26 protein-coding genes and 1 other RNA gene are annotated in these 17,672 nt (G+C 55.8%); 5 read left to right on the top strand and 22 right to left on the bottom strand.

Annotated features, from left to right (window positions below):
* The first annotated feature begins 27 nt into the window (after positions 1-27).
* Positions 28-378 (top strand): outer membrane protein assembly factor BamE, encoded by a 351-nt coding sequence (gene bamE / locus AAIE03_RS02440; RefSeq protein ID WP_014605250.1) that lies wholly within the window; start codon positions 28-30, stop codon positions 376-378.
* Between the two features lie 131 nt (positions 379-509).
* Here bamE and AAIE03_RS02435 read toward each other — a convergent pair whose 3' ends face one another.
* Together AAIE03_RS02435 and AAIE03_RS02430 are read right to left on the bottom strand one after the other, a co-directional pair.
* Positions 510-803, bottom strand: a complete 294-nt coding sequence (locus tag AAIE03_RS02435) for an RnfH family protein (protein WP_013026782.1) — start codon at positions 801-803, stop codon at positions 510-512.
* Entirely contained in the window at positions 796-1,230 is a 435-nt protein-coding gene (locus tag AAIE03_RS02430; RefSeq protein WP_013026783.1) for a type II toxin-antitoxin system RatA family toxin, read from the bottom strand. Before AAIE03_RS02430 ends, AAIE03_RS02435 begins: the two co-directional genes overlap by 8 nt.
* Before the next feature lie 158 nt (positions 1,231-1,388).
* Here AAIE03_RS02430 and smpB point away from each other — a divergent pair, with 158 nt between their 5' ends.
* Positions 1,389-1,871, top strand: coding sequence for an SsrA-binding protein SmpB (gene smpB / locus AAIE03_RS02425; RefSeq protein WP_013026784.1), 483 nt, complete (start codon positions 1,389-1,391; stop codon positions 1,869-1,871).
* Positions 1,872-1,914: 43 nt separating this feature from the next.
* Positions 1,915-2,277: a transfer-messenger RNA gene (gene ssrA / locus AAIE03_RS02420) on the top strand.
* Positions 2,278-2,544: 267 nt separating this feature from the next.
* Here the strand turns inward: ssrA and AAIE03_RS02415 are convergent.
* The 14 genes from AAIE03_RS02415 to AAIE03_RS02350 all read right to left on the bottom strand — a co-directional run bounded on the left by AAIE03_RS02415 (position 2,545) and on the right by AAIE03_RS02350 (position 13,672).
* Entirely contained in the window at positions 2,545-2,763 is a 219-nt protein-coding gene (locus AAIE03_RS02415; RefSeq protein ID WP_498563160.1) for an ogr/Delta-like zinc finger family protein, read from the bottom strand.
* A gap of 69 nt (positions 2,764-2,832) precedes the next feature.
* The gene (locus AAIE03_RS02410; RefSeq protein WP_498562764.1) at positions 2,833-3,933 is read right to left on the bottom strand and encodes a phage late control D family protein; all 1,101 of its coding nucleotides are present in this window, start codon (positions 3,931-3,933) and stop codon (positions 2,833-2,835) included.
* Positions 3,933-4,415 (bottom strand): phage tail protein, encoded by a 483-nt coding sequence (locus AAIE03_RS02405; RefSeq protein ID WP_029570590.1) that lies wholly within the window; start codon positions 4,413-4,415, stop codon positions 3,933-3,935. The genes AAIE03_RS02410 and AAIE03_RS02405 overlap by 1 nt, the downstream gene beginning before the upstream one ends.
* On the bottom strand, positions 4,412-7,207 hold the full coding sequence (locus tag AAIE03_RS02400) for a phage tail tape measure protein (protein WP_498562763.1): 2,796 nt from the start codon (positions 7,205-7,207) through the stop codon (positions 4,412-4,414). Before AAIE03_RS02400 ends, AAIE03_RS02405 begins: the two co-directional genes overlap by 4 nt.
* Positions 7,200-7,322 (bottom strand): GpE family phage tail protein, encoded by a 123-nt coding sequence (locus tag AAIE03_RS02395; RefSeq protein WP_013027006.1) that lies wholly within the window; start codon positions 7,320-7,322, stop codon positions 7,200-7,202. The genes AAIE03_RS02400 and AAIE03_RS02395 overlap by 8 nt, the downstream gene beginning before the upstream one ends.
* Positions 7,323-7,336: 14 nt before the next feature.
* Complete coding sequence (locus AAIE03_RS02390) at positions 7,337-7,639, bottom strand: phage tail assembly protein (RefSeq protein WP_210531670.1); 303 nt, start codon at positions 7,637-7,639, stop codon at positions 7,337-7,339.
* Positions 7,640-7,697: 58 nt separating this feature from the next.
* Positions 7,698-8,213: a phage major tail tube protein gene (locus AAIE03_RS02385; protein WP_024471058.1), complete on the bottom strand. Its 516-nt coding sequence runs from the start codon at positions 8,211-8,213 to the stop codon at positions 7,698-7,700.
* Positions 8,214-8,225: 12 nt separating this feature from the next.
* Complete coding sequence (locus tag AAIE03_RS02380; RefSeq protein ID WP_498562762.1) at positions 8,226-9,398, bottom strand: phage tail sheath protein; 1,173 nt, start codon at positions 9,396-9,398, stop codon at positions 8,226-8,228.
* A 117-nt stretch (positions 9,399-9,515) separates the two neighbouring features.
* Positions 9,516-9,953: a tail fiber assembly protein gene (locus AAIE03_RS02375; RefSeq protein WP_498562761.1), complete on the bottom strand. Its 438-nt coding sequence runs from the start codon at positions 9,951-9,953 to the stop codon at positions 9,516-9,518.
* 1 nt (position 9,954) lies between these two features.
* Entirely contained in the window at positions 9,955-11,235 is a 1,281-nt protein-coding gene (locus AAIE03_RS02370) for a phage tail protein (protein WP_498562760.1), read from the bottom strand.
* Entirely contained in the window at positions 11,232-11,840 is a 609-nt protein-coding gene (locus tag AAIE03_RS02365) for a phage tail protein I (protein ID WP_498563159.1), read from the bottom strand. Before AAIE03_RS02365 ends, AAIE03_RS02370 begins: the two co-directional genes overlap by 4 nt.
* A complete protein-coding gene (locus AAIE03_RS02360; RefSeq protein ID WP_498562759.1) occupies positions 11,840-12,754 on the bottom strand; it encodes a baseplate assembly protein in 915 nt (304 codons plus the stop codon). The genes AAIE03_RS02365 and AAIE03_RS02360 overlap by 1 nt, the downstream gene beginning before the upstream one ends.
* The gene (locus AAIE03_RS02355) at positions 12,741-13,094 is read right to left on the bottom strand and encodes a GPW/gp25 family protein (protein WP_498563158.1); all 354 of its coding nucleotides are present in this window, start codon (positions 13,092-13,094) and stop codon (positions 12,741-12,743) included. Before AAIE03_RS02355 ends, AAIE03_RS02360 begins: the two co-directional genes overlap by 14 nt.
* A complete protein-coding gene (locus tag AAIE03_RS02350) occupies positions 13,094-13,672 on the bottom strand; it encodes a phage baseplate assembly protein V (RefSeq protein WP_498562758.1) in 579 nt (192 codons plus the stop codon). The genes AAIE03_RS02355 and AAIE03_RS02350 overlap by 1 nt, the downstream gene beginning before the upstream one ends.
* A gap of 122 nt (positions 13,673-13,794) precedes the next feature.
* Between AAIE03_RS02350 and AAIE03_RS02345 the strand changes: the two genes are divergently transcribed.
* On the top strand, positions 13,795-14,457 hold the full coding sequence (locus AAIE03_RS02345) for a hypothetical protein (RefSeq protein ID WP_498562757.1): 663 nt from the start codon (positions 13,795-13,797) through the stop codon (positions 14,455-14,457).
* Between the two features lie 290 nt (positions 14,458-14,747).
* Complete coding sequence (locus tag AAIE03_RS02340) at positions 14,748-15,545, top strand: hypothetical protein (RefSeq protein WP_498562756.1); 798 nt, start codon at positions 14,748-14,750, stop codon at positions 15,543-15,545.
* Between the two features lie 6 nt (positions 15,546-15,551).
* Here AAIE03_RS02340 and AAIE03_RS02335 read toward each other — a convergent pair whose 3' ends face one another.
* Genes AAIE03_RS02335 through AAIE03_RS02310 form a run of 6 tightly spaced genes read right to left on the bottom strand, consistent with a single transcriptional unit; the run spans position 15,552 to position 17,672 of the window.
* On the bottom strand, positions 15,552-16,007 hold the full coding sequence (locus AAIE03_RS02335; RefSeq protein WP_498562755.1) for a phage virion morphogenesis protein: 456 nt from the start codon (positions 16,005-16,007) through the stop codon (positions 15,552-15,554).
* Complete coding sequence (locus AAIE03_RS02330; protein ID WP_498562754.1) at positions 16,000-16,440, bottom strand: phage tail protein; 441 nt, start codon at positions 16,438-16,440, stop codon at positions 16,000-16,002. The genes AAIE03_RS02335 and AAIE03_RS02330 overlap by 8 nt, the downstream gene beginning before the upstream one ends.
* A complete protein-coding gene (gene lysC / locus AAIE03_RS02325) occupies positions 16,403-16,648 on the bottom strand; it encodes an Rz1-like lysis system protein LysC (RefSeq protein ID WP_498562753.1) in 246 nt (81 codons plus the stop codon). The genes AAIE03_RS02330 and lysC overlap by 38 nt, the downstream gene beginning before the upstream one ends.
* On the bottom strand, positions 16,536-16,967 hold the full coding sequence (gene lysB / locus AAIE03_RS02320) for an Rz-like lysis system protein LysB (protein ID WP_498562752.1): 432 nt from the start codon (positions 16,965-16,967) through the stop codon (positions 16,536-16,538). Before lysB ends, lysC begins: the two co-directional genes overlap by 113 nt.
* Positions 16,964-17,479 (bottom strand): lysozyme, encoded by a 516-nt coding sequence (locus tag AAIE03_RS02315; protein WP_498562751.1) that lies wholly within the window; start codon positions 17,477-17,479, stop codon positions 16,964-16,966. The genes lysB and AAIE03_RS02315 overlap by 4 nt, the downstream gene beginning before the upstream one ends.
* The gene (locus AAIE03_RS02310) at positions 17,460-17,672 is read right to left on the bottom strand and encodes an HP1 family phage holin (RefSeq protein ID WP_498562750.1); all 213 of its coding nucleotides are present in this window, start codon (positions 17,670-17,672) and stop codon (positions 17,460-17,462) included. The genes AAIE03_RS02315 and AAIE03_RS02310 overlap by 20 nt, the downstream gene beginning before the upstream one ends.

The raw sequence follows: 17,672 nt of genomic DNA, 5'->3' as shown, positions 1-17,672 counted from the left end.
GTTTCGCCCCGGAAAAGGAATGTATAGATGCGCTGTAAAACGCTGACTGCCGCGGCAGTGGTAATGTTAATGATGACCGCCGGATGTTCCACTTTAGAGCGCGTTGTTTATCGCCCCGATATCAATCAGGGCAACTATCTGGTTGCTAACGATGTTGCCAAGATTCACACCGGTATGACTCAGCAGCAGGTTGCCTATACGCTGGGTACGCCAATGATGAAAGATCCCTTTGGCAGCAATGTCTGGTACTACGTCTTCCGTGAGGAGCCAGGCCACGAGAAGGTGAAACAGCAAACGCTGACCCTGACCTTTGACCGTAGCGGCGTACTGACCAACATCGATAACAAGCCCGCGCTGTCTTCTTCACAGGATAATTAATCCAGGACGCCAGGGTCGTTACCGACAAGCGACTTAGCATCATCGAACGCAGAAAGAGCGAACGTAAAAGACAGAACGTAAAAAAGGCGCTAATCAGCGCCTTTTTCATGCTCGGAAATCGAACCGAGAGATTATTTTTTACTGCTTGCCGCGCGCTCTGCTCGTTGACGACGAAGCTCTTTCGGGTCGGCAATCAGCGGGCGATAGATCTCAACCCGGTCGCCTTCCTGCACGGTATCGCTCAGTTTTACCGGATGGCTGTAAATCCCCACCTTGTTGCTGGCGAGATCGATTTCAGGCCGCAGTTCCAGCAAGCCTGATTTGCGGATAGCCTGCTCAACCGTGCTGCCCTCTTCCAGTTTTACGTAATGCTGATACTGTTTTTCAGGCAGGGCGTACACCACCTCGACAGAGATATCAGGCACTGTAAACCTCTTTGGCGCGCTGGGTAAAGGCCTGCACCATGCTGTTGGCCAGCTCTTTGAAGATTCGACCAAATGCCATTTCGACCAGCATGTTGGTGAACTCAAACTCCAGGCTCAGCTCGACCTTACAAGCATCATCCCCGAGATCGACAAAGCGCCAGCCGCCGGTGAGCTTACGGAACGGCCCATCGACCAGTTGCATATGAATGCTCTGGTTGTCGGTCAGCGTATTTCGGGTGGTAAATGTTTTGCTGATGCCCGCTTTCGACACATCGACTGAAGCCGTCATTTGATTCTCTGAGGCATCCAGTACGCGGCTTCCGGTGCAGCCCGGCAGGAATTGCGGGTACGCATCCACATCATTTACAAGTTGGTACATTTGTCCGGCGCTAAAGGGGACAAGCGCCGAACGACTAATCTGAGCCATAATGGTTCCTGTTCGTCACAAAACCGCTAAATAATAGCATTTTCAGCGATTAAACAAAAATTCCTCATTGCCATGGTGTGCTAGAATACCCTGTTTCCTGCTGCCCCGCTGGACTGGGGATGCGATAACCGACCAAGTGATGTAAAATACGCGGCATTATGACAAAGAAAAAAGCACACAAACCCGGTTCTGCCACCATTGCCATGAACAAGCGCGCCCGCCACGAATACTTCATTGAAGAAGAGTTCGAAGCCGGCCTGTCGCTACAGGGATGGGAAGTTAAATCACTCCGTGCAGGTAAAGCCAACATCAGTGACAGCTACATTCTGCTGCGTGATGGTGAAGCTTATCTGTTCGGTTCCACTTTTCAACCACTTGCGGTGGCTTCATCGCATGTGGTCTGCGATCCTACCCGCAGCCGTAAACTGCTGTTGAAGCAGCGTGAGCTGGACTCACTTTACGGCCGTGTGAACCGCGAAGGCTATACCGTTGTGGCGCTGTCGCTCTACTGGAAAAACGCCTGGTGTAAGCTAAAGATTGGCGTTGCTCGCGGTAAGAAAGAGCACGACAAGCGCAATGACATCAAAGATCGCGAATGGCAAATGGATAAAGCGCGTATCATGAAGAACGCCAATCGTTAAACACTGGATTTCGATACGCTTTTTTGCTAGTATTTGAAGTTCTGGGGCTGATTCTGGATTCGACGGGATTGTGAAGCCTTAGGAGCATGCCGAGGGGCGGTTGGCCTCGTAAAAAGCCGCAAAAAAATAGTCGCAAACGACGAAAACTACGCACTAGCAGCTTAATAACCTGCTTAGAGCCCTCTCTCCCTAGCCTCCGCTCTTAGGACGGGGATCAAGAGAGGTCAAACCCAAAAGAGATCGCGTGGATGCCTTGCCTGGGGTTGAAGCGTTAAACTGAATCAGGCTAGTCTGTTAGTGGCGTGTCTGTCCGCAGCTGACCGGCGAATGTAAAGACTGTACTAAGCATGTAGTGCCGACGGTGTAGTAATTTCGGACGCGGGTTCAACTCCCGCCAGCTCCACCAAATAAAACAAAGGGTTACGTTAAATCGTAACCCTTTTTTTTTGCCTTTGGCGGCAAAATGGCGGCACACAAAAATGGCGGCAATCTCGTGGCGGCGTTTTGTGGTTGGGCTTTCAACTACGATCAATGGCTTGGTGATAAGTTGGTTTGCTTTTAGGTGGGCTGCTGGCCTTACAGATTTACCTTTAGGATTGCGTAAGGCTCAGGCAGTTTTATTGAGGCTTTGGCTGGTAATTTCAAAGATTTTTAGCAGTGAGTTATACCCCCCTCAGAAACTCATGTGTCCTTGACCGCCTGCATTTGGATGCGGATCCGCCATGACGATCTCACCTGGCGTTACAATGTATCTAACTATCGTTTCATGCGTGACAAAAGTGCTACCACAATTGATGTTTTGGCATTGGCAATACCGCTCTTTAGTCTTATCCGTAACTTGATAGCTGCTTCTCGTATGGGCGGCGTAACCGCATTTGGGACAATTCATCATTGCTAAGAGCCTCAATGTAATGTTTGAAATTGAAACAATCATACACAAAATATCAATATTGAGAACCAATTATGACATTTCGAGACTATCTATTTTCACTTCCAGCTCGATGCTGGTCGTGTAACCACTGTCGGCACTCAGGCTGTGCGTCAGCGTGGTAATGATCCATTCGCCGTCATCAATCTGCTTTTTAAACCCCGTCACCTTTACCGGCATTTCGGTGTAAAGCTCAGCACGCCCGCGTGCCAGCTGGATCGAGAAGGTCGCAACACCGCGCTGCAGCCGTTCCCACTGCATTTTGGCTGCCCGCTCTGCGTTTGACCGGTTGGCATAAGTGCGGCTCAGCACCAGCACGTTTTCATCGGTGCCGACGAGATAATCCCCCTGTTTCGCTTCCGGCTCTTTTTTCTTCGCCGTGGTTTTGCGGCGTCGCTTTACCTTTGTTTCCGGCTTTTTCGCGGGCTCGCGCGTATGTAGCCAGCTGGCAATAACGCCGGTGTAGGCGTCACGGTCAGCCAGGGTAAAGCGGTGACTGTCGCCGTCACGGCGCTGAATGGTGATGACCGGCAGCGGCTTGCCGCTGGCGTTTTTTCCCTGCCCCTGCCGGATAAACAGCAGTTTGCCGTCCTTGACGCAGGCCAGCGCACCGCACTGGCGGGCAACGCGCATCAGAAAGCTGGCGTCTGATTCGTTGGTCTGGTCGATATGGTCGATTGCCATTTTCTCAACGTCGGCGCCCAGCGCTAAATCCAGCTTGTGCTTTTCCGCAATGGCTTTCGCAATTTCGCCTGCCGTGGTTTTGTGCCATGACTTTTCGCGTTTAGTGTTCAGTGTCTGGCGAAAGTCGGCGCTGCGGGCGCGAAGCGTCAGCCGGTCAGGTGTGCCGCTGTGCTCAATCTCATCAACCGTGTAACTGCCCTTGCTGATAAGCGGCTCACCCTCCCAGCCAAGCGCCAGCTTTAGCACCACGCCACGGCGCGGCAACTGCAGCAGGCCGTCCGCGTCGTCCAGCTCAATATCAAGCTGGTCAGCCTCAAAGCCCCGGTTATCGGTCAGCGTGAGGCTGATGAGCCGCTTCTGTATGGTCTGCGTGACGTCCTCGCTCTCCATCGTCAGCCGAAACGCCGGGGCGCTGGCCGCCCCTTTTAACCAGCTTTCTGCCTGCATCATCAGAAAAGCCCTCCCACTGCTGCTGTGACTTTACCGGCCACCCCTGCCGCTGCGCTTTTCATGGCATCCAGCTGGCCGCTCAGGCTGCCGAACATCTCGCCCAGCGACTCGTCTGCACGCTTCAGCGTGAGTGTGAACTCAATACGCCTGCACGCGCCGTTACTGAAAAACTCGGCCTTTGTCTGGCTCAGGCTCTCAATCACAAACATGCCGTAAATGGTGCCGCTGCCCTCAATGAGTGGCCACGCGCGCCCCAGCTCCGCGATTTGCTCCAGCGCGTAAAGCGATAATCTGCCGCCGGTCAGCTCCGGCAGCAGCACGCCGGAAAGCGTCAGCGTGTCCGTGTCCGGCCCGGCAAACTGCAGCGACGGGCGAAAGCCCACGCGGTTGTTGGACGGAAACCGCCAGCTGCGTTGTAACTGCAGCTCCTGATAAGGCACCGTTTCCAGCATGAAAACGAACAGCCCCAGCGTCATCATCATTCCTCAAATCCCCCCTGATCACGATAAGAACTGCGCGCGCGAGCCTCAGCCTGCCGCTGTTCAGCTTTGAGCCTGCGCATCACCTCATCAACCAGATCCTGCTGGCTCTGCCCTGGCTGCTGTACGATGGTGAATGACGCGTTGATTTGTGGCGCGGCAACCGGCTGCACTGTCTGTGCGCGCTGCGCTTTACTCGGGTATGCCTGCGCGGGCAGGCTCATCGGGTGCAGCTGGCGGGCTGCTGCAGGTGCGGCGGCCATACCCAGCGCCAGCGCAGCTGAGGCGGCCAGTGCGGCAGTGCGGCGACGGCTGGTAATGCGCGCCGGACCGTTGACCAGCTCCGGCCCGTTCTCGCCTGCGATGCCATACTGACCGGCGGGAATGTAGCCGCCGTTGTCATAGAGTCCGGCAAAGCCCGTCGGGGATGCCGGGCTTAACGGGTTGACCGGTGTCGCGCCGCCCTTATCCGCTGAGGGCTTCATGAATCCCGGCAGCAAATCCGTCATGGATGACAGCCTGGCCTTAAGCGCCTCCCATTTGGCCGTGATGCCGTCAAGGAGTGCACTTATCATGTTGCTGCCCGCTTCTTTAAACCGCTCCGGCAGCGTGCTGGCCGAGTTAACCAGTTCATCCCATTTCTGCGACACGGCCGTCTTGATGCTTTGCCATGCCCCGGCGATGCCGTCACGTATCGCGTCCCAGCCTCTGCTGATGACGCCCTGCAGTGCGCCATCCGCGAACAGGGATTTAACCCACTCCCACGCACCGGCTATTTTGCCTTTGATGGCCTCCCATGCCGCCGATGTGTTATCTGTCACCCGCTGCCAGAGTGCCGCAAACATCGGACCGAGGGTGTCCCAGTTACGCCAGATGTAAATTGCGCCCATAGCGATAAGGCCAATAACGGCCAGAATCGGGTTGGCAAACATCAGGCGGCCCAGCCAGATAACACTGCTGCCGACAATGCGCAACGCCTTGCTTATCATTCCGAATGCGCTCGCGCCCTTAAAGCCCAGCGTTGCCATGCTCAGCCTGATGACCGCCATCGGCCCGACAATCGCCGCAAAGCCGATGGCTAACGTTCCCAGCCCGATGACGATGGCAGACACCGCCGCGCCTACTTTCACCAGCGCGCCAGCCAGCGCCTTGTTTCTCTCTATCCACTGCGCCGCGCTGTTAGTGACCTTTTTAATCAGCCCCATGATGTCCATGAGCGGCTGGCGCAGCGTGTCGCCCAGGCCACTCATGGTGTTGGCTACGCCGGTCCTGGTCAGCATCCACTGTGCGGAAAGGGAATCTTTGTTGATGTCAGACTCTTTTTGCATCGAACCCTTCGCCGCATCGCCCTGCGTCAGGGCAAGCTGTCGGCGCAGCTCCGGCAGGTTGTTGGCAAGTTTCGCCGCATCCTTGCCGAACTCTTTGCCGAATATCATCGTCAGGGCAGACAGGCGTCTGTTTTCCGGCAGCTTTTTGACCTTCTCCAGCACGCTGATGATGGTTCCCATCGCGTCCGTGGTCATCTGCTTTTCAATCTTTTTGGGGTCCAGCTTAAGCAGCGTCATCCCTTCCTGAAAGCGCTTGCCCTGCATGGTGGCAATCGACAGTTCGCGCACCATCGCGTTGGCCGAACTCGCCGCAATCTCAGAGGTGGCACCCAGCGAAAGGAAGGTTGAACCCAGCGCCGCCGCCTTGCGAAAGTCCAGCCGGTCGGCGTTGCCGCCCATGCGCTGCAGCACGTCGATAATGTCCGCCCCTTTCGACATGGCGTTATCATCCAGATAGTTCAGCGCATCGCCCAGCTGCTCAATGTTGCGGGTCGGTATCCTGTACAGCTGGCTGATTTTACCCAGCCCCTCGGCCAGCTGGTCGGCGGGCAGCTCAAACGCCGTTGACGCCTTGGCCGCCGTGGTGGCAAAGGCCAGTAAATCGCGCTTCTGGTCGGCGTAAGAATCATTCTGGTTGGTGACGCCCATCCGTGCGCCGCCTTCAACCAGCGCGGCATAATCAACCGCGCCGTGCTCCATCGGCAGTTGCTCACTGGCGGCCTTGATGGCGGCCTGCATGTCGTAAAACTGCGCGGTGCGGTTGCCTTTGTCATCGCGCAGCCCGTTGACCTGCTTTGCCACGCCCTTCATGGCGTCTTCCATATCTGCCGAGGCTTTGATCGCTGCCGCAAACGGCACGCCCATAGCCATCCCTGCCGCCGTGGCTGTCGCCCCTGCCCCGGCCACCCTGTCGCGGGCCTCCAGCGTTTTGCCGTAGCGCTCACGCACGGCGCGCATTTTTGCCTGGCGCTCGCCCAGCTTTTTAAGCTCACGCTGCTGGCGCTCAATGGCGTCACTCGCTGCGCTGGCGTCGGTTTTCAGTCGGCGCTGTGCCGCGCTCAGCTGTTTGGTGTCGATACCGGCGGCGGTCAGCGCGCCGCGCTGCTGCTGTACCGAGCGCAGCAGGCCGTTGTAACTCTGCTGCAGGTCATTAACACGGTTTTTTGCCTGCTCAAGTAAGCGGGACTGCTGCGCCGTGGGGCGGTTGGTGGCGGCAAACTGTGTCGCCAGCGCGGCGGCCTCCTGCCGGGCCGAGGCAAGATTGCGCTCAGTGATGGCAAGCTGCTGGCGCGTTTTGCGAAAGCCGTCAATGCGTCCGGCCTGATCGTTCAGGCTTTTCAGGCTGTCTTTGCTGGCTTTGAGGGCGGCGGACAGCTCCCTGGAGCCGTCGCGCGCACTGCGGAAAGGGCGGGTGATTTTGTCCACCGCCTTAAGTACCACCTGCAGGCGCAGGTCTCTGTCACTCATCGTCACCGGCTCCGTTACGCAGGATCGCTTTGTGCCGCCACATCAGCACGTCCGCCAGCGACTCCGCGAACATGACCGGCGGCGGCCAGTGAAACACGGTGGCGATGTCTGCCACCAGATCGTCTACGGTCAGCTCTGCGGGATAGTCGAAAGCGCCGACCTCGTTAACAAAAAAGACAGCACCTCCACCGACAGTGCCACCAGATCGGCGGGGTCCATTTCGTTGATTTCCTGTGCCGTCAGCGCAGGCGTTGACACGCGCGGCAGCACCGCCATTACCGCGTTGACGTCCATTTCCATTAACGCCTGCAGGCGCACGCCGCGCAGCGCACCGGACTGCGGCTTGCGCAGTACCACCTCTGTGATTTCGGTTTTGCCGCGCTTGATTGGGGTGTCCAGGGTGACGGTTTTTTCGTTTTTGATGTCGCTCATGTTCTTAATTCACTATATAAAATTGATAAAAGCAGCAGGCCAGCGCCTGCCGCCGTGATTACAGGCCCAGCGCGCTGCGGTGCGCCTCCATCATGTCCTTGCCGTCCACGATGTGAACCATGTTGACCAGATCCACCTCAAACAGCACTTCGCCGTTAATGGTCAGCTTGGCGTAGCTGTTGGTCGCGGAAACCTTCGTCGTGTTGGCGTCGCCGGTTTTCCACTCGCCGGAATCCAGCTCCTTGTAGCGCCCGCGCGTGACCAGCTCCACCGCCTGCACCTCGCCGGTGTCGTCACGCTGGATTGAGCCGGTAAAGCGCAGCTGCACCGCGTCCACGGTTTCCGCGCCCAGTTGCTTAAACAGCAGCGCCTCAGTGCCGCCGACGGTAAATTCCGTGTCCAGCGCGCCATCGTCCAGGCCCATGTCAATATCCACGGCACCGGCCATGCCGCCGCCGCGATACTTCTCAAACTTGCGCGTCAGCTTTGGCAGCGTCAGGGACTCAACCAGCCCCTGCCAGTTGTTGCCTGCGTTGAACAGGTTCAGGTGTTTTAACTTACGGGGTAAGGCCATGTGTTCAGCTCCTTATGCTTTAACGCTGGCGGCGAAGTTGACCAGGTACTGGTCAGTAATGCGCTGGCGCAGCATCAGGTTTTCCAGCGGCGGCACCGGCGTGTAGTCGTAGTCGATAAACAGCTGTCCGGCCTTGAGCGTTTCCTTGGTGTTGACCGACTCATCCAGCCAGCAACTTGCGCCGATGAGATAGCCCTGATTCACCAGGCTGCGCAGCTTCGCGTTAATGCCTTCGATAATGTCGCGGGCAAGCGACGGATTGAGCGGCCCGTCAACGGCCCACATCTGCGCCTCGGCCATCGTGTCGGCCAGCACCTGCGCCGTGCGGGTGTAGGTTTCGAACTGAAAGAGCGGGTCATCACTCAGGCAGCGCGAACCCCAGAAGCGGAAGCCGTCTTTACGGATCAGCGTGGTGACGTCGTTCTGGTTCAGCAGGCCCGCATCGGTTGCCGGATCCTGCAAGTCCCACGACACGTCTTTAGAAATGCCGGTGACGCCGTTCACGCCGACATTGGACAGGGACTTGTGCCAGCCGGTCGTTTCGTCAATTTTGGCGCGCAGGCCGAGCGCGCGGGCGGTGGCATACGCCGTCGCATCGGCTTTCAGCACGGTGTCAAAGCTGATGAAGTCAGGCCAGATGAGCATCCCTTCGCGCTGGCTGAAATTGGCGCGGTAGGCAATGACCTCGGACACGGTTTTGCAGCCGTATGCCGCAATATACGCAAAGGCTTTCAGGCTCTGCGCCACGCTCAGCAGCGCGGTTGCGACTGCTTTGGTGTCATGCCCCGGCACGCCGAGGATGCGCGGTTTTACGCCGCAAACGGTCTGCGCGGCCAGCAGGGCCTGCATGCCGGTGCGCATCCCGTCATCGGTCACGCCGCCGATGATGTTGGCTGAGGTTTCCGCCTCGGTTTCGCCCTGTTTAACGCGCACCACCACAACCAGCGGTTTCGCCTGGTCGGCGATGGCGTCGAGTGATGCGGCAAGCGTGCCGGTTGTGCCCGCCTTGCCGCTGGCGGTAAGAATGTCGGTGAGTAATACGGGACGGTTCAGCGGGAACGTTGCCGCGTCGGCGTCGTCGCCGGTGCAGACCATCCCGATGATGGCCGTGCTGACGGTGGTAATGGTTCGGGTGCCTTCGTTAACTTCAATAACGCGCACGCCGTGATGAAAGTCCTGTGCCATGTAACGGATCTCCGGTTAAGGGGTTCCGCTATGGTGTAAGGGATGAGGCGCAGGCGCACCCTGCGGCCATTGTCTGGCGAATGACACAAAGGAAAAAGGCCCGAAACGGGCCTCTGACTAGGATGCGGGCTTTTCCGGCCAGCGGATGTCCGGCGCGGTGCCGGTATCGGTGGCGGTCAGCGCATCAATATAATCCATCCAGATGTTGAGCCTGGCGCGCTCGTTATCGGTGAGTGTGCGGCCCATTAACAGCTTGGTCTGCCCGACGCTGATCGCCTGCTGCGCCGCTACCATCAGCTGCGCTTTCTCGTTATCCGCCATCTGGCGGTATTGTGCAGCGGTTGGCAGCGGCATGTCAGCCCACTGCGGCAGGCCGTTTTTATCTGCGGCCCTGATTTTGCCCTCAGCCGGTTTTTCCAGTGCAAACGTCTGATAGCTTGCGTAATCCACCGGCTTGAGGTCATCAGGCCAGTAATTTCCCGCAATGTAGCTTTCGCGCAGTGATTCAAAAAAGAACGTGTTTTCTGATGCGCTGTAATAAATACCTTCGTTCATGTCACACCCCGATGCCGATACAGAAAAATGGCTTTGATACCGTTGCTCCGGTGCTCTCGCGCAGCGTCACCTGGAAATCCCTGTCACTCAGACGCTTGACGCCTGCCACGGCAGACGCGGGGGCATCACCGGCAATATTGACGCTGACGCAGCCGTGGCAGCGAACCGGCCAGCCCAGCGGCCAGTTAACCGTCCCCCATCCGTTGCCGTCGGTATTGCCCCAGAACCACTGAATGATTGTGCCGTTCGGAAAGCGCACCCAGCCCGAATCGTTCATCACCTGCGAAAAGTCGCTGCCCTTTGTGTAACCGGACAACTCCCAGCCGTTCTGCAGAAACAGGCGCCGCTGTTCGGCGTTAAACGTCAGCGCATTAACGCGCCGGTCGGCTATGGAACCTGATGGCGACAGCGCAAAATCAAAATAGTTTGCGCCGCTGCCGGTTATGCCACAGATGATCGAGGCCATAATCGCGCCACCGAATGAAAAATCAATGCCGGTTCCCGAACCGCTGGCCGTGCGCTTGTTTTTCAGGTGAATGCCGGTAAATGGATTGTCGTAGTCCAGATTCAGATCGCCGGTGAGCGTCCCGCCCTTGAGCGGTAACGCGCCCTGTGCCAGCGCGATAAATTTATCCAGGCTCAGGTTTTTCAGCACATCACTGACCAGCCCGGCGTCAACAATTTCTTTCAGCGCGCTGGCCGTTTTCAGGTACTGGCTGTGCGGGTCGGTGGCTTCTGTGTGACTTTTCAGCCCGGCATCGCTGTATTTCTTTGCCGTCACCAGCTGCTCATCGGCGTACTGTCTGACCTCCAGTTCAGCCTCATCCACATACTGACGTGTCGCCAGCACCACCGACGGGTCGATTTTCAGCGTAATGGCGTCGGTGCTGTTCACAATCAGGATCATGCGCACAGTCTGCGTGCGCCCGCTGCCCTCCTGCAGGGCGGGCTTGTAGGTTTCCGGCGTGTTGCAGACCGCAATCAGCGTGCCGTCTGCATCAAACAGCCCCATTTCCCTGATCCAGAAACCGCCCTCGGTTTCGGGGATAACCTGCTCCGCAATCACCTGGCTGACGTTGGCCGGATCGACGCTCAGCGTGTTGATGGCCGCGCGGCGCTTCTCGCCAGCAAGCTTTGTCTGGCTGGCGTCGGGCGTCGGCAGCGTGCCGCCCCCGTCGCCCACGGCCATCTGCGTAATGTTCAGTTTTGTGCCGAGCGCGGCGGCGTTGGCAATCTTCGCCGCGCCGAGGTTGGTCACTATGGCGTAATATTTCTGGCTCATGGTCTGATTTCCATCATGTCAGTAACGTTAACCGCCGCGCCGCTGTAAAGCCCGCCGCTGACGGAAATGTTTTCGGGAATGTAGGGGTAAACGGTCATGGCGTCGCCGTCGTAGCTGCCCGCCGCAATGCGGGTTTCGCCCGTGACCTGCAGGTTTATCGACATGCCCAGCAGATGACGGCTGCAGGGTTTGGCGTCGCTGATAAGCCGCTCAAGCTCCAGATAGGTTTCCCCGGTGATGCCCTTATCCTGCACGCCGATATCCAGGCGAAACGTGCCGGGCGCTTCGCCGGTTTTCCACCACTCCAGCACGCGGATCAGGAAGCCGAACGGCTCCACCACGCGGCGCACGGCGCTGATGGTGCCCTTATGCTGATGGATGTAAAACGCATCCATCACCACGCGCCGCTTGACGCTTTCCGCCCAGGCTTCATCCCAGCGGTCAACCGAGAATGACCAGGCGAGATAAGGCAGAAACCACACCGGACAGGCGGCAGGGTTCCACAGGTCGCGCAGCGGCACGTCCAGCCCGCTGATGCCGCTGCACGCCTCGGCCAGCCTGCGCTCAAGCGCCGAGGATGCGGGCGGTAACAGGCTCTGACTCATCATTTACCCCCGTTATCGCTGGCAACGCTGACGGCCACCGCCGTGCAGTTGCCCGCCTGCGTGCGGTCCAGAATGATGTCCTGCGCCGGTTCGGTGATTTCCACCCAGTCCACGCCCGCAACGCGCAGCACCGCCCCGTAAGACTCGCGCCGCACACTGCGGCCCAGCTTTTTCTGGTCGGTCAGGTAAGCGGCCATTGCGGCCTGTGCGGCCTCCAGACACGGGGCGGCGGCCACGCCGTCAAACAGGTGCAGCGTGGCTTTTACCTGATAATCGAATATCGTTGCGGCCTGCACCGTCACGCGGTCCGCCACCGGGCGCACGGTTTCGGCATTTAAGGCGATGTTCACTGCATTCAGTAAATCGTCCGTTGCTGCGCCGCTGTTTTCACGGCTCAGCACGGTTATCAGCACTTGTGCCGGGGCGGGACTCGTTGCCGAGACGTCAGACACGCGCCCGTCGGCACTTTTGGCGTAAGACTCATACGCCGCCGTCGGCCCGGCCACGCTCAGCCCCTCAAACGCCCCCGGCACGCGCAGGCGTAAATCGTCGTCAGACTCCATGACTGCGGCAACCGGCGGCACGGCGTCAGGGTTGGCCGGGGTGATGGTCAGGCGCTTAACGTTGTTGTTGGCCGCCAGCTGGTCCAGATCGGTGCCGAGCGCATAGGCCACCATGACCGCCTGCGCGGCCTCGTTAATGCGCTGGCGTAACAGAATTTCGCGGTAGACGTTTTCCTGCAGGCACTTGACCAGCGGATCGGACTCCAGCGCCAGCACGCTGCGCATGGCGGCCTGTTCTTCAGCCGGATACAGCGCTATCAGGTTTTCTTTACGTTCGGCCAGCAGCGCTTCAAAGTCCGGCACCTCAATGACTTCCGGCGCGGGAAGCTGCGATAAGTCAATTACTGCCACGGTTTACCCCCGTTGGGATGGTCATTGCCAGCGGCGAGCCGTCGGCACGCTGTGCGTTTATCTCAACGGCCATTGAACCGTCATAAGCCGTTATGAAATTCACTGAAATCAGCCGGATGCGCGGCTCCCAGCGGCTCAGTGCGGTGTAGGCTGCCGCCATGACCTGCATACGGGTGACGCCGTTCTGCGGCTGGTCGATGAGCGCGGAAAGCATTGAGCCGTATTCGCGGCGCGCCAGGCGGCTGCCCTCCGGGGTCAGCAGGATATCGCTGACGCTCTGGCGAATGTGATCGATATCGGTAATCGCTTTGCCGGTGTCGCGGTTCATGCCGAGATACATCACGCCGGGCCTCCTGATGTGTCAGTGCCGGACTTAACGCCGCCGTGTTGATGCGTATGCACCACGACGCCGTTAGAACTCATATCACCGCCGCCCTGCGTCAGTGCGCCGTTTATGGCCGCGTCGCTGTTGAGGGTTGTTTTACTGGCCTCAACGCCGAAAGTCTCGGTAAGCAGCTGAATGCCGTCCGCCGCTTCAATGCGCAGGCTTTTGATGTTCTTTATCAGCAGCTGGCCGGTTGCTGGTTCGTACTGAAAAAAACCACCGTCGCTAAACTGCGTGGTGCTGCCGCTCTCTGAATAATCCGGCGGCGGGAATGTATCGGAATAAATCGCGGGCAGCGCAAAGGCGGTTTCAAGGTTGCCCCCCATGCTCAGCAAAATGACCTGTTCGCCGACGGTGGGTTGCCACCATGTGCGCGTGTTACCAGCGCGCAGGGTGAGCCAGTTAATCCAGTTGGTTTCGAGGTCGCCCGTTTTCACCCGGCACAGCCAGTTAACCGGATCGACTTCGGACACGGTGCCGGTGCGGATCAGGTTGGTGATGAGGCGCATGATTTCAGTTAGATGTAAGTTCATGGCATTAAACTTCTCACGTCATGAACTAATAAAGAATCTATTGATTTTGTAAGGCGAATGACACAATAATTGGGTAACAAACCCTCAGAAATTATTGAATTTTTTAATGTTGGAAGATGAAAATGAAATTAAGCGAAAGCATTAAACCTAGCGATTATGATGAAATCCTCGACATCCTTAACAAAAGAGCCAAGAGTGCAAGAATAACAATAATCACGTTAATATACGTCCTAATAATTGCTCTCACACTTGTTTTCTTAGGTATCTTTTATACAAAGAATAACGAGGATGCTCCCTTAACCAAATTCATCAACGGCATAATGAGTAGCGGAGCAAAAGAAAAAAACCAGCTTGAAGAGTATTTAAGATTCGCTACACGCTCAATGGCAGGATTTAAAAACAGTCAAAGTGAAAGAACCCCCCCTAGTGGCACTCTTGATGAAAACAGCATTCAGCTAGGAGACCGTATATGGTTGGGAGACACTACCTCAGCTAAAATAGCAGACTCCATAGCCTCTGTACTTCTCAGTTTGTCACTTATGATATTCATAGGTTTCGTCATGAAAGCAATTTTGGTTTTTACGAAATATTATATGCAACTAGGGACAGACTTTGAGAATCAAAAAATAGCCTTTGTTCTAAGTAAAGGTAATAATGAAGAGTTTAATTCTATTTTAGATAACTTGCGAAAACATAACATAACCTTTGAAAAAACCCCCAACCTACCTCAAGAAAAAATATTACTTGCCGCAATTGATGCACTGAAAAACAACAGAGCTAATTGAGTGAAAATTCCTGCTCGATAAGTATGGACAGCAAAAATGTGCGCTTGATATCGTTGCGAGGGTAAGTCAGTTAATGTGCTCTGTTTCAAGCTTGCCCGCTTTTATCCGGGAGATTCAATTTACCGGATTGGCTACGGGTACATTCTTAGTCGATGACAGGATTTGTAAAAACACACAAAATTTCGGTGAAATCTTTTGATTATAAACATAATACTGTATTGAAATCGCATCTATTCACGTATTATTGTTCTCCTTGAAATCACTGTAACGGCATCCTTAAGGAAAAAAAATTGAAATCAACCGCAAAAATTTTGCTTGAGAAACTTATAAATAAAGCATTCCCAGAATTTAGCAATAAAGTCACTTGGCTCCTTATTTACGTAGGCACTGCAATCTTACTAATGCCTGCACCTATATACATTATGTTTCTAAACTTAACAATTGACTTTTATAACAACAAAACCAATAGCCATGTTAAAATTATTGACATTGGAGACTTTACACCTAGCACTGGCTCAGCAATAACATTAATTATCTCTGGCCTGACTTATCACTTAATAATAAAAGCACTCCAAATTTATAGGGAAATATATAATGAAAGCATTAGAACAGCACGAAATAAAAATATAATTAATCACCAAAAGGAAATCAACGACAGAAAACTCAATGCAGATTTAAAATTATATGAAAGCTTCAAATCCATATTACCTCCTAACTCCCCATCAATCGCTTTCCTTAAGGAGCAGGATTTCGGGTTTCCATTTCATAAACACCAACTTGATGATATTGAAAAATTCACCTATCAATGGGGTAGGCCAGATCAGCACTTTCATGATTCAGAAATTCAGAGTAAATTCAAGGAGTTTCATGATAAAGCTGATACTTTCATTAAACTGCTGGCCTTAGCAGCAGGTTACATTCGCGCCACACCTTTATTAAGCATCCCGACAGATGACGAAAGAGCGCATGATTGGGATTGGTCGGATGGGACCATTAACAACGTTAAAAAAGCAAATGAGTTAAGTGGTGAACTACATAAAATATATTGTGAACTCGTAGTACTGTGTAAAAAAAAGCTATTGATTTAATATTTATCAACTTCTAATTTCATTCACCCAGCGAAAAAGGATATTGTTCACTATCTTATCTATTTCTTTTTCAAATCCGAGCAAAGGACGCTCGGCATACCTTGCCATAATGCCGCGCCTACCTACTCGGTCACGCAGGCCAAAATGGTGTACACGCGCCAGACGCTGCACGGCAGGCACAAAAGCTACCTCTGCAGTGTCGCCGGTTGCTCTTGTTTTCAAGTACTTTGAGGTTTTCAGCTTCACAAACATCTTGCGCTTAATGCGCCCCGGCTTTGTCCTGGCCGATACGCGTCGCGGTTCCCACGCGCTGCCGTCTGGCGCACGCTGTGCCGTCATGTTGCCCTGCTGAATCCGCCGCACGTCGCGCGCCACCTCGCGCAGCATCTTTTTTCGCTCTGCCGGTTCCAGCTTTGCCAGCAGCGCATCCAGCCAGGCGTCAACCTCGTGCAGATTATCCACGGCTCACCGTCCAGGCTTCGTCCGTTTCAAAAGGGTTGCCCGGCTCCGGCACGGCTCTGACCTCTGTCACGCCGTTGACTTCCTCGGCGATAACACGTTCTGTCAGCTTTAGATTAATGCTGATGTCACAGGCACCGTTGCCGAGAATGTCCACCTCAAACGTGCAAAGCTGCTCACGCTCGTCAGGGTTCTGCAGCGCGTCGGGCTGGTTGGTGCGCAGCCAGTACATCACCGCTGCCATCAGCAGGTTTTGATCGCCGGTAAAGTCCGTAACGATGACGTTAAGCGTGTAGCGGTATTCCCACGACAGCGAGGCGGCAACAGTCCCGACTGATGCCCCTTTGTCCACAAACAGGTGAAACCTGTCAGGGTTTTGCTGCAGGTAAGGAATGGCGTCATTCAGGGCCTCGCGTAAGGACTGCGGCTTGTTCATCGTCTTTTTCCTGGCAGGTTACTATTGTGTCCACCTTGTCGGCGCAGGCCGCCCAGGCGGTTTCGGTTTCGTCCAGCAGGGCCAGCAGATCGCCGTTAGTGCGCGCCGCCGACGGCCCCAGCTGGCAGCGGGTTATTCTGGGACAGCCACTGACGGTAAGATTCACCTCCGGTGATGGCCGGTCGCTGGCGCAGCCGGACAGCAGCATCAGGCAGAGGGGTATCAGACCAGCGGCGAAGGGCGTCATTTTCACGTTTCAGATCCTCAATCTGGCGCTGCCGCTGGCGCAGCAGTGCGTTGTTTTTCTCAGCCGCCGAATACAGCTGCGTCTGTGCAAGGTTGCTGCTCTGTGCCAGGATGCTGACCGCCATCAGCTGGCTGTTTTTCTGGCTCAGCTTTTTATCCTTAGCGGCCAGCTCTGCCGCCTGCGTGCCGATAGTCCTGTTTGCGCTGTGCAGCTGCCACGACAGCAGCCCGGCCGTCACCAGCAGCAGCACAAAGCAGGTCACCACAACGGCGCGCATCATGCTGCCGCCCCTTTCAGGCACCATGACAGCTCGCGCCCGCGCCGGTTATCCAGCCCCTGATTAAACACGCCTTTCACGTACACCCATCGCGGCAGCTGATAACAGGCATCGCGCCACCGGCTGACCTTAATGAGTTTCACCATGGTTGATGCGCACACGTTGCCGGTGCCAACGTTAAACGCCAGCGACACCAGCGCGTCATAAACCTGCTGCGGCATGGAAACCGCAACGCAGCGTGCCAGTGCCGCCTCAACACGTAACACATTGGTGATAAACGTCCCGGCGGCCTGCCGCTCGGTGATGCTTTTGCCGGGCACCACGCCCTGTGTGTTGCCGATCCCGTCTGTCCACAAGCCCGCATCGCACAGGTACGGTTTAAGGCGGCAGCCCTCGTAATCGGCAATCAGTTTCAGCCCCTCAACCGAGGTGTGCAGCTGCTGAAAGCCCGGCAGTGTGGCGGCGATGGCTAGCACCGCGCCGACGGCGCAGCGTTTAACGGTTTGCAGATTCATACTCCTCCCGTGTGATGCGCCCGCTTGCCAGTAACTGGTAGGTTTTGTACTTGTAGTACCAGCTGATCAGCGCCATGCCGATGCCGATAATCAGCCCGGCCCACGTTGAAACGTCTTTAACCGATAAGTCGCCCAGCCATGCCATAAAAACGGCCATCGACCAGGTAATAAACGTGCTGATTCTTTCCCACAT

The organism is Pantoea sp. Ae19-2, assembly GCF_059801205.1.
Note: the sequence above shows the minus strand (reverse complement) of the source record. Positions and strands in the feature narration are given on the sequence as shown.

Coding starts and splice junctions, on each gene's coding strand:
- bamE (WP_014605250.1), top strand. CDS start 28: ATGCGCTGTAAAACGCTGACTGCCGCGGCAGTGGTAATGTTAATGATG.
- AAIE03_RS02430 (WP_013026783.1), bottom strand. CDS start 1,230: ATGGCTCAGATTAGTCGTTCGGCGCTTGTCCCCTTTAGCGCCGGACAA.
- smpB (WP_013026784.1), top strand. CDS start 1,389: ATGACAAAGAAAAAAGCACACAAACCCGGTTCTGCCACCATTGCCATG.
- AAIE03_RS02415 (WP_498563160.1), bottom strand. CDS start 2,763: ATGATGAATTGTCCCAAATGCGGTTACGCCGCCCATACGAGAAGCAGC.
- AAIE03_RS02410 (WP_498562764.1), bottom strand. CDS start 3,933: ATGATGCAGGCAGAAAGCTGGTTAAAAGGGGCGGCCAGCGCCCCGGCG.
- AAIE03_RS02405 (WP_029570590.1), bottom strand. CDS start 4,415: ATGATGATGACGCTGGGGCTGTTCGTTTTCATGCTGGAAACGGTGCCT.
- AAIE03_RS02400 (WP_498562763.1), bottom strand. CDS start 7,207: ATGAGTGACAGAGACCTGCGCCTGCAGGTGGTACTTAAGGCGGTGGAC.
- AAIE03_RS02390 (WP_210531670.1), bottom strand. CDS start 7,639: ATGAGCGACATCAAAAACGAAAAAACCGTCACCCTGGACACCCCAATC.
- AAIE03_RS02385 (WP_024471058.1), bottom strand. CDS start 8,213: ATGGCCTTACCCCGTAAGTTAAAACACCTGAACCTGTTCAACGCAGGC.
- AAIE03_RS02380 (WP_498562762.1), bottom strand. CDS start 9,398: ATGGCACAGGACTTTCATCACGGCGTGCGCGTTATTGAAGTTAACGAA.
- AAIE03_RS02375 (WP_498562761.1), bottom strand. CDS start 9,953: ATGAACGAAGGTATTTATTACAGCGCATCAGAAAACACGTTCTTTTTT.
- AAIE03_RS02370 (WP_498562760.1), bottom strand. CDS start 11,235: ATGAGCCAGAAATATTACGCCATAGTGACCAACCTCGGCGCGGCGAAG.
- AAIE03_RS02365 (WP_498563159.1), bottom strand. CDS start 11,840: ATGAGTCAGAGCCTGTTACCGCCCGCATCCTCGGCGCTTGAGCGCAGG.
- AAIE03_RS02355 (WP_498563158.1), bottom strand. CDS start 13,094: ATGTATCTCGGCATGAACCGCGACACCGGCAAAGCGATTACCGATATC.
- AAIE03_RS02350 (WP_498562758.1), bottom strand. CDS start 13,672: ATGAACTTACATCTAACTGAAATCATGCGCCTCATCACCAACCTGATC.
- AAIE03_RS02345 (WP_498562757.1), top strand. CDS start 13,795: ATGAAATTAAGCGAAAGCATTAAACCTAGCGATTATGATGAAATCCTC.
- AAIE03_RS02330 (WP_498562754.1), bottom strand. CDS start 16,440: ATGAACAAGCCGCAGTCCTTACGCGAGGCCCTGAATGACGCCATTCCT.
- lysC (WP_498562753.1), bottom strand. CDS start 16,648: ATGCTGCTGTCCGGCTGCGCCAGCGACCGGCCATCACCGGAGGTGAAT.
- lysB (WP_498562752.1), bottom strand. CDS start 16,967: ATGATGCGCGCCGTTGTGGTGACCTGCTTTGTGCTGCTGCTGGTGACG.
- AAIE03_RS02315 (WP_498562751.1), bottom strand. CDS start 17,479: ATGAATCTGCAAACCGTTAAACGCTGCGCCGTCGGCGCGGTGCTAGCC.
- AAIE03_RS02310 (WP_498562750.1), bottom strand. CDS start 17,672: ATGTGGGAAAGAATCAGCACGTTTATTACCTGGTCGATGGCCGTTTTT.